The 14,895-nt window shown below is 50.1% G+C and carries 16 protein-coding genes; 7 read left to right on the top strand and 9 right to left on the bottom strand.

The annotated features are described in order from the left end of the window. The first annotated feature begins 151 nt into the window (after nt 1-151). Entirely contained in the window at nt 152-526 is a 375-nt protein-coding gene (locus tag ACXAH4_RS12880; protein ID WP_474843159.1) for a response regulator, read from the top strand. Between the two features lie 99 nt (nt 527-625). Beyond that, nucleotides 626-1,765, top strand: a complete 1,140-nt coding sequence (locus ACXAH4_RS12875; RefSeq protein WP_474843157.1) for a MalY/PatB family protein — start codon at nt 626-628, stop codon at nt 1,763-1,765. Nucleotides 1,766-1,794: 29 nt separating this feature from the next. Here the strand turns inward: ACXAH4_RS12875 and ACXAH4_RS12870 are convergent, their stop codons facing one another. Then, nucleotides 1,795-2,991 carry an Nramp family divalent metal transporter gene (locus ACXAH4_RS12870; protein WP_474882141.1) on the bottom strand — a complete coding sequence of 399 codons (1,197 nt, stop codon included), beginning with the start codon at nt 2,989-2,991 and terminating at the stop codon, nt 1,795-1,797. Between the two features lie 82 nt (nt 2,992-3,073). Here ACXAH4_RS12870 and ACXAH4_RS12865 point away from each other — a divergent pair, with 82 nt between their 5' ends. Further along, on the top strand, nt 3,074-3,730 hold the full coding sequence (locus ACXAH4_RS12865; protein WP_474882139.1) for a UPF0149 family protein: 657 nt from the start codon (nt 3,074-3,076) through the stop codon (nt 3,728-3,730). Between the two features lie 23 nt (nt 3,731-3,753). Here the strand turns inward: ACXAH4_RS12865 and ACXAH4_RS12860 are convergent, their stop codons facing one another. The 3 genes from ACXAH4_RS12860 to ACXAH4_RS12850 form a co-directional block, all read right to left on the bottom strand. Further along, on the bottom strand, nt 3,754-3,972 hold the full coding sequence (locus ACXAH4_RS12860) for a hypothetical protein (protein WP_474843152.1): 219 nt from the start codon (nt 3,970-3,972) through the stop codon (nt 3,754-3,756). Between the two features lie 75 nt (nt 3,973-4,047). Next, nucleotides 4,048-4,473: a protoporphyrinogen oxidase HemJ gene (gene hemJ, locus ACXAH4_RS12855; protein ID WP_119502300.1), complete on the bottom strand. Its 426-nt coding sequence runs from the start codon at nt 4,471-4,473 to the stop codon at nt 4,048-4,050. Nucleotides 4,474-4,485: 12 nt separating this feature from the next. Further along, nucleotides 4,486-6,162, bottom strand: coding sequence for a chloride channel protein (locus ACXAH4_RS12850; protein WP_474882137.1), 1,677 nt, complete (start codon nt 6,160-6,162; stop codon nt 4,486-4,488). 106 nt (nt 6,163-6,268) lie between these two features. Here ACXAH4_RS12850 and ACXAH4_RS12845 point away from each other — a divergent pair, with 106 nt between their 5' ends. Continuing rightward, entirely contained in the window at nt 6,269-7,012 is a 744-nt protein-coding gene (locus ACXAH4_RS12845; protein WP_474867156.1) for a DUF6776 family protein, read from the top strand. A 9-nt stretch (nt 7,013-7,021) separates the two neighbouring features. Here ACXAH4_RS12845 and ACXAH4_RS12840 read toward each other — a convergent pair whose 3' ends face one another. The 3 genes from ACXAH4_RS12840 to ACXAH4_RS12830 form a co-directional block, all read right to left on the bottom strand. Continuing rightward, nucleotides 7,022-7,552, bottom strand: a complete 531-nt coding sequence (locus tag ACXAH4_RS12840) for a CC0125/CC1285 family lipoprotein (RefSeq protein ID WP_474882136.1) — start codon at nt 7,550-7,552, stop codon at nt 7,022-7,024. A gap of 89 nt (nt 7,553-7,641) precedes the next feature. Next, complete coding sequence (locus tag ACXAH4_RS12835; protein WP_474882134.1) at nt 7,642-9,360, bottom strand: bifunctional protein-serine/threonine kinase/phosphatase; 1,719 nt, start codon at nt 9,358-9,360, stop codon at nt 7,642-7,644. A gap of 11 nt (nt 9,361-9,371) precedes the next feature. Further along, nucleotides 9,372-10,844 carry a NarK family nitrate/nitrite MFS transporter gene (locus tag ACXAH4_RS12830; RefSeq protein ID WP_474843142.1) on the bottom strand — a complete coding sequence of 491 codons (1,473 nt, stop codon included), beginning with the start codon at nt 10,842-10,844 and terminating at the stop codon, nt 9,372-9,374. Nucleotides 10,845-11,314: 470 nt separating this feature from the next. Here ACXAH4_RS12830 and erpA point away from each other — a divergent pair, with 470 nt between their 5' ends. Both erpA and ACXAH4_RS12820 read left to right on the top strand, forming a co-directional pair. Next, nucleotides 11,315-11,659, top strand: a complete 345-nt coding sequence (gene erpA / locus ACXAH4_RS12825) for an iron-sulfur cluster insertion protein ErpA (RefSeq protein WP_119502295.1) — start codon at nt 11,315-11,317, stop codon at nt 11,657-11,659. Nucleotides 11,660-11,789: 130 nt separating this feature from the next. Beyond that, a complete protein-coding gene (locus ACXAH4_RS12820; RefSeq protein WP_474882275.1) occupies nt 11,790-12,362 on the top strand; it encodes a glutathione S-transferase family protein in 573 nt (190 codons plus the stop codon). A 3-nt stretch (nt 12,363-12,365) separates the two neighbouring features. Here the strand turns inward: ACXAH4_RS12820 and ACXAH4_RS12815 are convergent, their stop codons facing one another. Next, nucleotides 12,366-13,304, bottom strand: a complete 939-nt coding sequence (locus ACXAH4_RS12815; protein ID WP_474882132.1) for a D-2-hydroxyacid dehydrogenase — start codon at nt 13,302-13,304, stop codon at nt 12,366-12,368. A 95-nt stretch (nt 13,305-13,399) separates the two neighbouring features. After that, nucleotides 13,400-14,713 carry an OapA family protein gene (locus ACXAH4_RS12810; protein ID WP_181013633.1) on the bottom strand — a complete coding sequence of 438 codons (1,314 nt, stop codon included), beginning with the start codon at nt 14,711-14,713 and terminating at the stop codon, nt 13,400-13,402. Here ACXAH4_RS12810 and ACXAH4_RS12805 point away from each other — a divergent pair. Next, nucleotides 14,676-14,895: hypothetical protein (locus ACXAH4_RS12805; protein ID WP_474882280.1), on the top strand; the 220-nt coding region annotated here is incomplete at its 3' end. The genes ACXAH4_RS12810 and ACXAH4_RS12805 overlap by 38 nt on opposite strands.

The following is a 14,895-nucleotide window of genomic DNA, read 5'->3' as shown; positions in this document are numbered from 1 at the left end:
TTCGCCTGAAGTATTGTTTCAATCCCGGTGAATAAGACTTATTCTTCATGTTGCGCCGGAGCCGGCAATGTATGTGTGTACACTGAGTGCCGGAATGTCCGGAAAGATAAATAGTTCAGAGCTGCTGTAGCATGCTGTTAAGGAGTAAAGTGTGGCTGAATACACCATCGCAGTGATAGATGATGATACGATAACGTTAGACATTGTGACCTATGCACTGGAAGAGGAGTTGGGTGCCAATGTGTTTGCTTTCAGCCGGAGTGAAATGGCGCATGACTTTTTAGTCAACCAGCCGCAGGATAATTTGTCTTTGATCATCAGTGATCAGAACATGCCCCAATACGACGGTTTAACGTTGCTGAAAGCGTGCCGTGAAGCTGGGCTGAAAACCCCTTTCATCTTACTGACGGCTGATGCCACACGTGACACGGTAATCGCAGCGAAAAAAGGCGGGGCCACCCAGTTTCTTGCCAAACCGTTCACATCAGAAAACCTGGTGCAGAAAGTTAAGCAACTGGTGGATTGAAGCTGACCGTTAATCGTTGTAGTGTTACAGGCATAAAGATATGGCCCGCAGGGGCCTTCTCGCACTTTCTTTTAGCACTGCAACACAGGAAAATCTCACGTGCCTTTCAATTTCGACGATACGCCTTCCCGTCAGGATACCTATTCTTTTAAATGGCAAAAATACGCCGGTCAGGACATCATTCCGGCATGGGTTGCCGATATGGAATTCCGTTGCGCCCCCGCCATTCTGGATGCACTCTCTTCCAGTGTTGATCACGGCATCATGGGTTATGTATTGCCGGCGCAGTACAAGCCGGCTATTGAGGCTGTTCAGCGCTGGCTTGAAGACAAACACGACTGGGTTATTGATCCTGACTGGCTGGTATGGACGCCGGGCGTCGTGCCGGCATTTAACATTGCCATTAAAGCGTATTGTAAGCCCGGTGATAAAGTGATGGTGCAAACGCCCAATTATCCGCCGTTGCTGGCTGCGCCGAAAATTAACGGCATGGAGCGTGTCGATATCGGTACTGTTGACGTAGACGGCCGGCCCACACTGGATTTTGCTGAGCTGGAAACCCAGGCCGCGGATCCAAAGTGTAAGTTACTGATTCTGTGCAACCCGATGAATCCTGTGGGGAGTGTGCTGAGCCAGCAGGAGGTTGATCGTGTTGCTGAGATTTGCCTGCAAAACGACGTGAAATTGTGCAGTGATGAAATTCACTGCGATTTGATCCTCGATGAAACAGTAAAACACATTCCGGCAGGCAGAGTAGAAGCGCTGAAAGATGTCAGCGTTACCCTGATGGCTGCCAGTAAAACCTTCAACGTGGCCGGTCTGGGTGCTTCATTTGCGATTATCCCTGACCGTCAGCTGCGTCAGCAGTTCGTGCAGTCCGCAGCCGGTCACATGCCGTGGGTAAACCTGTTGGGGCTGGTGGCCACTGAAGCGGCCTTTACCCAATGTGATCAGTGGCATTCTGAATTGCTGACCTACCTGAAAGGTAACCAGGCAACACTGATTGAACAGGTGAATGCCATTGACGGTCTGAAAGTGCATCAGTCGCAGGCAACATTTCTGGCATGGATAGACGCAAGCGGGCTGGATGTGGCGAATGTGCAGAAATGGGCAGAAAGCCGGGGCGTGGGACCATCACCCGGCGCTGACTTCCTTGCGCCGGATCATTTCCGCATTAACTTTGGTTGCAGCCGTAACATGCTGAACAATGTGCTTGGCAGACTGGCAGGTAAAGCCTGATCAGTCAGCCGGCCGGCTGATATTGCGCCTCACAAAAACAGTGAGGCGACTTTATACAGCCCGAGACATACCACAAACAGCACGATTGCAGCACCGGTGAGGTTGCTGAACGTGCTGTTTCTGTATGTGGCTGGCAGTGATTGCCGGTTCATAACGGCTAATAAAAATACCGCAATAAAGGGCAGAAGCAGCCCGTTAGTGGCCTGAGCGAACAAGATGGCGAGTAATGGTTTAATGCCGATACTGGCGATAATCACGCCGCTCAGAATAACCACCAGCCACACACCTTTAAATAACCTGCCTGTCATATCCGCTGGTTTACCCAAAGCACCGCACACCGCGTAGGATGCTGCCAGAGGGGCGGTTATAGCGCTGGTGAGACCGGCAGCGAACAAACCGGCGGCAAAAAAACACTGTGCATAATCCCCGAGTACCGGCGCAAGCTGACGGCTCATATTACCGGCATCAAGAGACTCACTCTGTCCGTAAAACGCGGTCATCGCGGTGGCAACGATAATTATCGTAATAATGCCCCCGAATCCGATAGCAGTCACAGATTGCTTCCTGCAGGCCTTCAGAGCGGCATCGTCGTTTGTTTTCCCGTACTGCTGTGCCACAAGGCTGGCATGTAAGAACAGGTTGTACGGGACGATAGTGGTACCTACAAGAGCCAGCACCATGGTAATCGTGCCGGCATCAAGTTGCGGATGAAGAAGTTGACTGAGCATGGCAGACCAGTCCGGCCCGGCAAAAAACAGGGTGATGACAAACACCAGGGCCATGATGGCAACCAGTGACACCAGCACTGACTCAATTAATTTATACTTTCCGGTGTACAACAACAGCGCTGCAAGTGCGCCCAGGATGAAAGCCCATTGAGACGTACCTAACGGAGTAATGGCATCCAGGCCTATGGCTGCTCCGGTAAGGTTGCCGGATTCATAGGCCGCATTGCCAATACCGATGGCGGACACAATCAAAGCCGCAATGGTAATGCGTAAGGCTTTATTTTCTGTCAGTGTCATTAAGGCATCCGACAAGCCCTTTCCGGTTCCTGTGCCCAGCCGCGCAGCCATATCCTGCAATACCATAGTGGCTATTACAGAAAACAGGAGTGCCCAAGCAAGGTGAAAACCAAAACCTGCGCCGGCCATGCTGGCCGTTGTTACTGTTCCCGGACCAATAAAAGCCGCCGCAACAATATAGCCTGATTTGTCACTTGCCATACTGCGTACTCCATTTAAGTGTTATTGTTATAGTGCATGCAGCATAACGATTCTTCGTGGTTAATCAAAGTGTTCAGAATAAATGGAAAATAACAGCACGCCGTTTTCATCATTATTTGCAGAACCGGCCCTGGCGGCTTTGCTCCCGTCGCAATGCCATTGTCGCGGATTCATTTTCGCTGTGGCAACCAGTCCTGAAATTCCTATGCCCGAACAATGGATGCCCTGGCTGGTGGCGAATGCGCCAGTGGCGGCTTCTGATGTCTCGTTCGAACACATGGCAGAGGGCCTGATGGACGGTTTAAGGCAGGACTTGCAGGCGATGAGAAATAATACGTCGTTGCTGCCCGGAGTTTGTCAGTGGCATGACAATGCCGAAGAGCGGAAGGAGTTAACGGCATGGCTTACCGGTTTGCTCAGCGCCCATGGCAGGCTTGAACCGGTATGGCAAAAAGCATGGCAACTGGCAGTGGCAAACCCTGAGAAAGATAAAGGCGTGAAGGGGAATGAAGATCCTGCAAAGCGGCTGTCCCGCTGTCTTAAGTTATTTTCAACACTGGCGAATCCCGATCTCGCAATGGAAAGGCGTACAGATGAACAGGCAGCGGCTTTGCAGCAGCATCTTCCGCAACTGGCTGCACAGTTACCGGCGATGCTGAAAGAGTATGTTGATCTGGCAGGAGAACTGGCCGGTGTTTTACCTGATCAATTTGAAACTTTTGTGCAGATGAAAGAGTAGGGCGTCCGCCGGCTTGAAAAGCTTTACTTAAGTCGCTGGGCGAGATTGTGACGCATTGAGCTGATGTAACTGTTCAGTTCCACCCGCGCCGCTTCATAGGCGTCGTTTAGTTCGTCTGAATCCGGTTCTTTCAGAAGCGCCTGAAAAGCCTCATCGGTCTTTTCCAGTAAGGACTTCAAATGTTCGTTACTCACATCCATGTTTTGGTTTGCCTTGTCACGTTTCCGGAGAAAATTCGCCACAAAATTGCTTCCTTTAATTTTATGACAACGATATCGCTTAGGATAAAGCGGGTTAAACTGGCCTGCTAATGGTTTTTAGAACGGTTTAACGACAGCTAAGATCACAATTGCCAGTAAAAGTAATACGGGTGCTTCATTTAAAAAACGGTAAAACTTAGGCGACCGGGTATTTTCGTCGCGGGCAAATTGATTAACCAGTTTAAATAAATAGAAGTGATATGCATAAATGGCAAGTAAAAGCGTTAGTTTAACATGTAGCCACGCTGAAGCCCGGAACCAGGCCATGCCGTAAACGTAAATCAGAGACACACCGAATATAAGTGTTAATATGGCAAAAGGCGTGACAAAAAACCATAGCCTTCTTTCCATTATTTTAAATTGATCGCGAATATTTTGTTCTTTTGCTTCTGCATGATAAACAAACAGCCGCGGAAGATAAAAAATTCCCGCCAGCCAGGCGACCATAAAAAAGATGTGTAACGCTTTTAACCACAAAATCATAACCGGTTTCCGTTAATACTGTGCTCTTTGCAGGAAGGTTTGCAGAATGTTCCAGGTAATTACCCCTTTGACTTCCTGCACAGACTGGTCGTATACATATACCGCTCCGCTCCGGCCGTTCTTCAGCTTTTCGTACACTTCGTGCAACGTGGCCTGACTGCTGACACCTTCCATACTGAAATAACTCAATGGGTGTGCATTATGGTCCAGACTGACATCGTATTGAACCAGTTTGTAATGGACATCCAGCTCTGTGCGGGATTTCTGTACCACCACGTAAGTGGGATTCTCAGACAGATAATTTTCGATAGCCTGTTCCGGCGCATCCAGAAACAGTTTGTATTCCGTGGTCATGGCAGCCAGCACACCGGTTTTTTCCAGTGCTTCGCGGATAGAGGTCACGGCATACGGCAGATTCTGATAATCGAGCTGACGGATAAAGATAGACCGGTTGCCTAAAAACTGGGTGGCCGTAACGTATGCCGGCACAATCACCAGCATGGCCGGCAGAATGATTTCCGGACTGTACGACAACTCCATCACTGCCGATAGTGCAGCGAGGGGAGCATGCAGTACTGCTGTAAGCATGCCTGCAACGCCGAGCAGGGCAAAGCTGCTGGTGTAGTCATCAACATCTACCAGCGATTGCAGGGGCATTAGCAGTACAGAGCCCGCCAGCATACCAATCACCATGACAGGCCCGATGATACCACCCGGGACGCCCAGTCCGATGGTAAAAATCGCCAGGATCAGTTTGGCCGAAAGAATCGACAGGAGTAGTAAGGTGCCCGGATGGGTGTGGAAAAGATGGTCCACATCATCAAAACTGGCGCCTAAACTTTCCGGCAGGAAAATGCCGATGGTACCGGTGATAAGCGCTGCAAGAATGAGTCGCCAGATCATATTAATCGGCCGGAAAAATTGCATTACCCGCATCAGTTGAGAGTTAAATAAGGTTGCCAGCGCACCAAGAGCAATGCCAAGGAAAATGAAATAGAAATACATCCATTCATCAAAGGCGGCGATGGCGAGAAAGGATAACTCGTTCACTTCCCCGAAGACCATACGGGTGAGCACCGAACCTATGGCTGCCGCCAGCATCACCGGTACGAAGATGTGAATTTTATACTCTCTGAGCACCACCTCCATTACAAAGATGACCGCGGCGAAGGGGGTGTTGAATGAAGCTGATATACCGGCTGCAATGCCGCAACCCGCCAGTATACGAATACTGTTATAGGGAAGACGTAACCACTGGCCAAGGAAGCTGCTGCCAAATGCACCAAGGTGTACAGACGGCCCTTCACGGCCAACAACAAACCCGCCGGCCAGCGCCAGCATACCGCCAAAGAATTGATTAATTGTGGTTCGGAACGGGATCAGTCCGTAGTGATGTTTAACACGGTGGATAACGAAAGGAATACCGAGGCGGTAATGTTTGAAACCTGTGATCCAGGCAATGATCAGGATGCAGGTCACTGCACACAGCGGCATCAGAAACCACACCATCCATTCATCGGAAACCACTTGCTTTAACAACGTAAGCGCACTACCTTGCACCCATTCCACACATAACCGGAACAGGATTATCAGGCCGGCAGCAATGAGGCCTCCCACAATGCCCAGCATACACACCTGAACGGAGGTTCTGGGATGGGCTAGTTCCTGGCGAAGTGCTGAAAGTCGCATTAAAGTGGCTTATCCTTTTGCTGTGGCGTTATTCTATCATAAGTCACTGCTTTTCCTATCAAGTAGTGTGCCTGTTTGTTGGTTTAAAATTGAATATAGAAGAACAATGAAGTTACCGTTACAACGCGCTGAATTAATCCAAAAATGGGGGCTGTACAGGTTTACCCTGGCCTGTGTGGCCGGATTGTTGTTTATGCTGGTCACGGGTTATCAGCTGGCGCAGTTTCAGCAGCAAAACGAAGAAAAAGTCGCGCTGAGTGAAAAGCAGACCCGGCAATATCTGGAAGATGAAAACGCAGCGTTACGAAAGCAGGTTGCTGCATTACAGGTAGAGAGCGTAATGGCAGCCAGCTCGGTGTCATCGTACAAGAAGATGCTCGAAGCCAGAGAGCAGCAGGGGCGTTCTTTAGAAGAACAGCTCAGCTTTTATCAGCGGGTGGTTGCTCCGGAAGTGACTCAGGACGGCTTTTTTATCGACGGGATCCAGGTGTCTCCCCTGGCCAGTGATAACCGTTACCGGCTCAAGGCGGTGTTACTCCAGCAAAATGAAAATAAAGCCATGCTGAAAGGTGAGCTTGCGGTACTCATTAAAGGGAGTCTGGGTGGAAAACCTCACGAAATTAAAGCCGGTGAGGGGGGATTTCTACCCAATGGAAACATCAAATGGGGATTTAAGTTTTTCCAGACCGTTGATGAGGAGTTCACACTACCGGCGGGATTTATTCCTGAACAGATTGTGTTTTCCACAGAGGTATTTCAATGGAAAAGCAAACGGGGGGAGTATATCAACAGCGTAAACTGGATTGATGTATACGACTCCCCGCCAGAGGAGGGGAGTCTGGACAGTTAAACGTCAGTTTTATTCTGTTTCCAGTTGCATCAGCAGATTGGTTTTTACCTGCTCTGCATTAAAGGTTTCGTTGTCTTCCGGCGCGGTGCCTTTACCCATCTTTATATTCAGTGTGCTCTCAATTTCACTCTGCTCACGGCCGCCAATGAAAACTCCGGTGGAAACCATGGTCTGAGGCTGCCAGCTTGTCCGGCAGGTAAGTGCACCGCATTCAGTCACCCGGGCGTAGCGCTGTGAAAACATCGTCTCAGGTCCCGTCGATACGGTTTCTTTATCCACGAGTGTTTCGCGCTCCGTTACCGTAAACCAGTCATATTGATTTTCCAGTGTAATTTCAGCAGCACGAAGCATGGCGTAATCCATGGCTCTGGTTTTATCTGAGCCTCTGGCTTTGAAGTACACGCGGTATTGTGTATCGGTAAGTTTGGTTTCCGTATAACCGAAGCCGCCATTCGAGGCTTCGCGGTATGCAGGCTGGCTGGCACAGGCGGCCAGCGTAAGGGTAAGGGCAACAATTAGTAATGATGTAACTTTATTCATTAGTGTCTCCTGCGCCTGATTGTCAGGCTGTCATAACATCACTGTTTTTTACAGAAAACTAAAGAATAAGTTCAGTTACGGTTAACGCTTCATCGGTTGAGCAGCCAGGTCATCCACACTATGACCCCGCAAAGTACGGCGCAAATCATTTGCCAGAACAGGACAGGATTTCGTTCCAGCAAAGGAGAGAATGTTTGTTCACTGACAATGAGTTCTTTTGGATTACTTAACGCGGTTTCGAACTCAGAATAGGCATTAAACCGCTTCTCCCGTTCCGGTTGCGTGGCTTTTTTCAGGCAGATATCCAGCCACGCCGGCAGATCGGGACGATATGATTTCAGGCTGCGGTACTTGTATTCAAAAACGTTGGCCGGAATGTAATCCTTAAATTTAAAGGGCTGGTAGGGGAGTTCGCCGGTGAACATTTCGTACACCACAACCCCGAGAGAAAACAGGTCGGATTGAAAATCGCTGTGGTTATCGATCAAAAATTCCGGCGCAATATAGTTTACCGATCCCACCGGGTAGTCTTCCTGCTCCTGTTCACCGGTTTCCAGCAGAGCCTTTACCTGTACAGTACCGAAATCAATGATTTTGACTTCACCGGTATCGGTTAGCATGATGTTTTCCGGTTTGATGTCGCGGTACACCATATCATTGCGCTGAAATACTCTGAGTCCGGCAATAATTTGTTTAACGATGCGGCGTACCTGTTCAGGGGCGGGCTTCGGATTATCAATCATCCACTGTCGCAGGGTGATCCCTTCAACGTATTCGCAGATGTGATAAATAAATCTGGCATTGTCAGGCCGGGGAAAGACCTTCATCACGGCGGGGTTATCCAGGTGTTTGCCTATCCACTCTTCCCGCAGAAAACCCTTCAGATGGGTGGGGTCGTCTTCAAAATACTCTGTAGGCGTTTTTAAGCCGTACACTTTACCGGTTTTTTCATCGGCGATTTTATACAAACTGGAGCGGGTACCATTAAAAAATTGTTCAATCACCCGGTAACCGTCAACTTTGTGGCCGGGTTCCAGCGGCGGTAACAGGCGCAAGGAATCCAGCATTGCATCCGCATCCGCGGTATCACCGGCGGGCAAATCATTCACCTTTACCAGCAGACAGGTTGTGTTGTCGTCACTGCCTGCTTTCAGGGCTGCACTGACGATATTAAATGCCGTTTGTTCAAGATCATTGGTGTGACTGTCGAGATGCTGACGGATTTGCCTTGAAGACAAAAAGTTAGTAACGCCGTCGGTTGTCAGTACGTAAATTTCATCTTTGCTCAGCGCAAAACGGGAAAAATCCACATCCAGTTTTGCCTCCAGCCCGATGGCACGGGTGAGGACAATATTACTGCCCTGTCTCGCTGAATGATCTCGGGTGAGTTGTTCCAGGTTGCCCTGCGAATAGCGGTAGATCCGGCTGTCTCCCACGTGGAGCATAAATCCGCAGCGGGATTTGAATATCACGCTGCTGAGCGTGGTCAGCATCTGGCTGTAGCCACCGTGAGAATAGTCATACTGCCCGTGACACCAGCGGTTAAGGCTGTTAAGTACCTGGCCTGCGGCGCGCTGAACGGTCCAGCTTGCCGGGGTTTGCATGTAGTCGTGAATAAAGTTGGTGACGGCTGTGTTAGCCGCTTCCTTTGCCCGTGTACAGGCAGACACGCCGTCGGCAATGGCGACGGCGATACCTTTGTCTTTTACTGCGTGGTCTCTGGCCTGCCAGGCCGCAAAGGCATCCTGATTTTCATCTTTGATGCCCTGCGTACTGTAACCGCCAAAACTGAGATCTAATTGAGACAAACGGAAGGGCCTTAGTGTGAACCTACCTGAATAAGTTCAACTGTACCATCTTCATTGACTTCGGTAATAGTACCTCCCGGTTCACGCATGAATAGCAGTGCTACAAAGCCCAGTGCAGCAGTGGCACTGATCACCAGGAAGAAGACGGAGGCATCGACAAAAGAGTAAACCGTTAAATATGTCACCGCACCCACATTACCGTAAGCACCTGTCATTCCTGCTATCTGGCCGGTCAGGCGACGCTTGATGAGCGGCACCACGGCAAATACAGCACCTTCACCGGATTGCACGAAGAAAGAGCAAGCCATAACAGCAAGGACTGCCAGCCAGACGGGCCATTGACCGGTAATATGACTTAACGTGAAGTAGCCCAGTGCCAGACCGGCGGTGAGGATAAGCAGGGTTTTCTTACGACCGAATTTGTCAGAAATCAAGCCACCGCCCGGACGGGACATCAGATTCATAAATGCATACATACCCGCCAGCAGACCGGCTGTTGCCATTGACAATTCAAAGGTTTCAGCAAAGAAAGCCGGTAACATTGAAACTACGGCCAGTTCTGAACCAAAGGTCGCAAAATACAGGATGTTCAGAACCGCAACCTGTTTAAACTCATAACGGTGTTCAGGGGCAACCGGCGTTTTAAATATTTCGCGGTTCACTTTGAAGGTAGACCAGGCATCAAAAAGATACAGCGCAGCCAGTAGCACATAGAGGGTTACCGCTACACTTTCGCTGAGCATGGCTACGCCTTGCGGGGATAATTTCCAGTTCAGTAGTGCCAGCGCGGCATACATAGGTGTTTTCATCACCAGCAGAAAGAAGAAATCGCCTTTACTGGTGACTTCCATCCCACCCAGGTTTTTCGGACGGAAGTAAGTCGAGCCTTTGGGCGTATCTGTGACGTTGGTGAAGTAAATCACACTGAAGATCAGGCAAAGTACTCCGGTAAGGGCAACGGCGTAGCGCCAGCCATCATCACCGCCAAACAGCAGCGCCAGCGCCGGTAAGGTAAATGCTGCAGCCGCAGAGCCAAAGTTGCCCCAGCCACCATACACACCCTCGGCAGTGCCCAACTCTTTAGGAGGGAACCACTCACTGACCATACGGATACCAATGACAAAACCAGCGCCGATAAAGCCCAAAGCAAAACGGGCGATAGCTAACTGAGTGAAATTGTCGGCGAAGGCAAATACAAAACAGGGGACAGAGCAGACGGCAAGCAATGCGGAATAAACGATGCGGGGGCCGTATTTATCAGTGAGTGCACCAATGATCACTCGGGCCGGAATGGTCAGCGCCACATTGAGGATCAGTAAGGTCTTCCATTCTTCAATGCTCAGCCCCATATCATTCATGATCACCTGTTTAAGCGGTGCCATGTTGAACCACACCACGAAGGTCACGAAGAAGACCATCCATGACAGGTGGAGAATTTTCATTTTTCCGGTGAAGGAGAAAAGATTAAATTTTTCAACACTCATTGATTGTGCCCTTAAATAAAAAAACCCGGCGCTGATAGTTCAACGCCGGGCATCATTGCCTGATAACAGATTGTGTCACATCCGGTCTTCGGCCGGCTCTGTGGTAAAAACTCATTATGCTGGAAAGCATTGGATGTTAACCCGACATAGAGTTAGCGAAAACCATGCCTGTTTTTTTATTTCATGATTTCAATGAGTTAGAAATTCACCCGGACACGTTGCCCATGTCGGTTGCATTATTTTGGTGCGCTCGTCTTCGTGTGGTGCAAACGAATGTTGTTTTCAGCAGTTTCCGGTCAGAGTCGCGGAGCACAGGATTGCGCGGATTAGTTGATTGATTTGGTCAGGTATTAGATAATTAGCCACATCCCGTTCACCGGCTCTGCTACTGAGCTGATGTGTGGTTCAGGTTTGTGAGACGTTCAGGGATGTTTTCAGGGCGAAAGCCCGTGGTATTTTGCGAGGTAACTATGTCTGTAGAAATGGCGCTGCCAATCGATTTTTCTGATTCTGCTGCGAAGAAAGTGAAAGAGCTGGTCACAGAGGAAGAAAATCCGAATCTGAAATTGCGTGTGTATGTCACTGGCGGTGGCTGCTCGGGCTTTCAGTATGGCTTCACTTTCGACGAGAAGGTAAATGAAGGTGACATGACCATCGAAAAAGACAGCGTTACGCTGGTGGTCGATCCTATGAGCCTGCAATATCTGGTGGGCGGTACCGTTGACTATGTAGACGGTCTGGAAGGTTCCCGCTTCCTGGTGGATAACCCCAACGCCACAACCACCTGCGGGTGTGGTTCAAGCTTCAGTATCTGAGCATCCTGTAACTCATCATTCTCTCAGGTGCACCGGTCTGATTTAACCTGTGCACCCTGTACCATTTTCCGGTTATACCCGTTACTGTGTCGTCATCACTTTGTTCTCAATGTTGCTGAGGAATTTTATGATGAAACTGTACGGCTCCGTTACATCGCCTTATGTTCGCCGCATCCGCATCGTGCTGTCTGCTACAGAGCACGAGTTTATTAATCTGAACATCTTTGAGGGTGAGGGCCGGGACATACTGGCATCTAAAAACCCTACCCTGAAAGTGCCGTGTCTTGAAGATGATGGACAGTTAATCTTCGACTCCCGTGTGATCCACAGTTATTTGCTGGCAAAGCTGGATCTGCCGCCTTTGAGCTGGGACCAGGAAAACCAGTTGACGATGATTGACGGTGCTAACGACTCGTTTGTTCAGCTTTTCATGCTTAAGCGTTCAGGCATTGAGGCTACCAACGATCAGTTGTTTTTCCGCCTGCAGAAAGAACGTATTGCTTCTACGCTTGGCTTGCTGAATGAAATGGTCAGTGCCGGCGAGTTTGATGGTTGGGGTTATCCGTCGGTGGCGCTGTTTACACTTATTGACTGGGTTGAGTTCCGTGAACTGCATCCCCTTACCGGTCTTGATGCGCTGAAAGCCTTCCGCGAACAGCACATTGACCGGATAGAGGTCACCGCTACTGACCCCCGCGGTTAAGCACTAATAGCCCCGTCTAAAATCGAACTGATGCATCAGGGGCTGACAGGATAAATAACGCTGTAAGTTATCTGCAAATAGCGCAGCCACATCGTCAGGGCGGGATTCCGCCGCGGTGTGCTGCGTTATTTTGATTTTGGGGTGTTGCCAGAATGGGTGTGTGGCTGGCAATGGTTCTTCATTAAAGACATCCAGTACCGCGGCTTTCAATTGCCCGTTATCCAGTGCAGAGAGCAAATCCTCTTCAACGATGGCAGAGCCCCGCCCGGCATTAATCAGTACACATTCACCGGGCAATGCAGAAAAGAAATCAGCATTCAGTAAACCTCTTGTGTCCGGCGTATCCGGCATCAGATTCAGTACAAAATCGCACCGGCCGGCAAACTCATGCACTGACGCCTGCGTGTACATCGCGGTGTAACCTGCTTTTGGTTTACCACTGCGGCTTAACCCGATGACATTCAACCCGAATACTTCTGCCACCGGCAACAATGCATCCGCAATGGAACCTGCGCCGGTGATCCCGAGCGTTTTACCCTGCAGGCGAGCATAGCCGGGAGGTGACCAGACAGCATTGCGTTGTGCTTGTGCATAATCATCAACAGAGCGGGAATAGTGCAACAGCCAGGTAAATACATATTCCCTCATCTGTACGCCGAAAATCCCCTTTGCTGCTGTCAGCAGATAGTCTTGTCTGTCCAGCGCCAGTAAGGGTCTGTTGCCCGCCCAAACCGACTGACACCATTTCAGTGCCGGCATTTGGGGGATCACCAGGGCAGCAAGGTCAGGATCCGCCAGCAGAATGGTGACACTGTCTTTGTCCACATCCACCGGTTCCGTTGTAATGCAATCAAGTACCACGTTGTCAGGGAGTAATGCGGGGATCAACGGCGCATATTCCTGCGCTTCACTGCTGAGCACTGCCAGTTTATGGGTGTTCATAGGGCATACCGGTTGTTGTTTATATTTCATTGTGCGGGAACAAAAATGCCCGCATAGCGGGCATTTTCAGTATGTTCATTGTCTGCGCGACAGGCTTATTTCATCGCCAGCATCAGACGCTTGGTGTTATCCAGCTGACCTAAGCGTACCTCAGCAATTTTCATAAAGGCGTCTTTTTCTGATGAGTCGATAGGACGCGCTTTCGGCAACTCTACGGTTCTGGGGTTACGGTGTACACCATCTACCAGGAATTCATAGTGAAGGTGAGCGCCGGTTACCATACCTGTTGAACCAAGATAGCCTACTGTCTGGCCCTGTTTCACCGTGTCACCACGCTTCACACCACGCTTTTTAAGGTGCAGGTACTTGGTGACGTATTTCTCACCATGCTGAATGAACACGTAGTTACCATTAAAGCGGTTATACGACGCTTCAATAACCTTACCGTCACCGGCGGCCATGATAGGCGTACCGACGGCTGCCACGTAGTCTGTACCGTTGTGAGATTTCCAGCGTTTCTGCACCGGATGGAAACGGGCTTTAGTAAAGTTAGAGCTCACGTATTTGAAGTTAATCGGCGCACGTAAGAAGCTTTTACGCATGCTGCGGCCTTCCGGCGTATAGTAATTGCCGTCATCATGCTGGATAGCAACAAAGCGCTCACCCTGATTCACAAATTCAGCGGCAACGATATCGCCGTAGCCCACGAATTCACCGTCGATATAGTTTTCTTCATACACGATATTGAACAAATCGCCCTGACGGATACCCATAGCGAAGTCAATATCCCAGCCGAAAATACCCGCAAGGTGCATGATCTGATTGTCGGTCAGACCGGCATCAACACCGGCATTCCAGAAGCTGGAGTCGATTTCACCCTGTGCAAAGCTGTAGCGTGTTTCGATTTCTTTCGCTTCCAGCTGAGCGGTGAGGCCATCGTCTTCAGCATTGCGCTTGATAAGCAACGCTTCTTTATAAGAAATGGCGTAACGCAGTCCGTCAAAACTGCCATCTTCACCGGCGCGCAACTGCAACTCGTCACCCGGAATCAGGGTGACCAGGGTTTTTGCCAGTTCGCCTGCCTGAGTCACGTCATAAGTATCGCGGGCAGAAAAACCTGCACGCTTGAATATTTTAGCCAGTGTGTCGCCACGACCCACTTTGAATGTTTCCCAGCTACCCTCGTCTTCTTCGACATAGATTTCCGGCGTTTCAATGACTGAAAGCGCAACAGGGTAACGCACACCTGCGTCTAAAATCAGGGATTCCTGATGACGACTTGCTTCGACCGGTTCGGAAGGAAGAAGAATAAGACCACCCAGTAAAAAACTGGCGATCACCAATCCGGTCCGGTGTGGTTTGGGAAGATTTTTGAATGTTTTCAGAACCACGGTAAATTTCAATCTCATATTACTGCCCAGCCTGAGAATATCGTGTTACAGCACGACTTTCCACCAACTCACCTGTAACTTCATTATTCTACCCCACACCCCCCCCCCTCTCCCCCCCCCCCCCCCCCCCCCCCCCCCCCCCCCCCCCCCCCCCCCCCCCCCCCCCCCCCCCCCCCCCCCCCCCCCCCCCCCCCCCCCCC

It is taken from the genome of Alteromonas sp. ABV2_168 (assembly GCF_056161165.1).
This window is presented reverse-complemented; position numbering and strand designations above follow the sequence as displayed.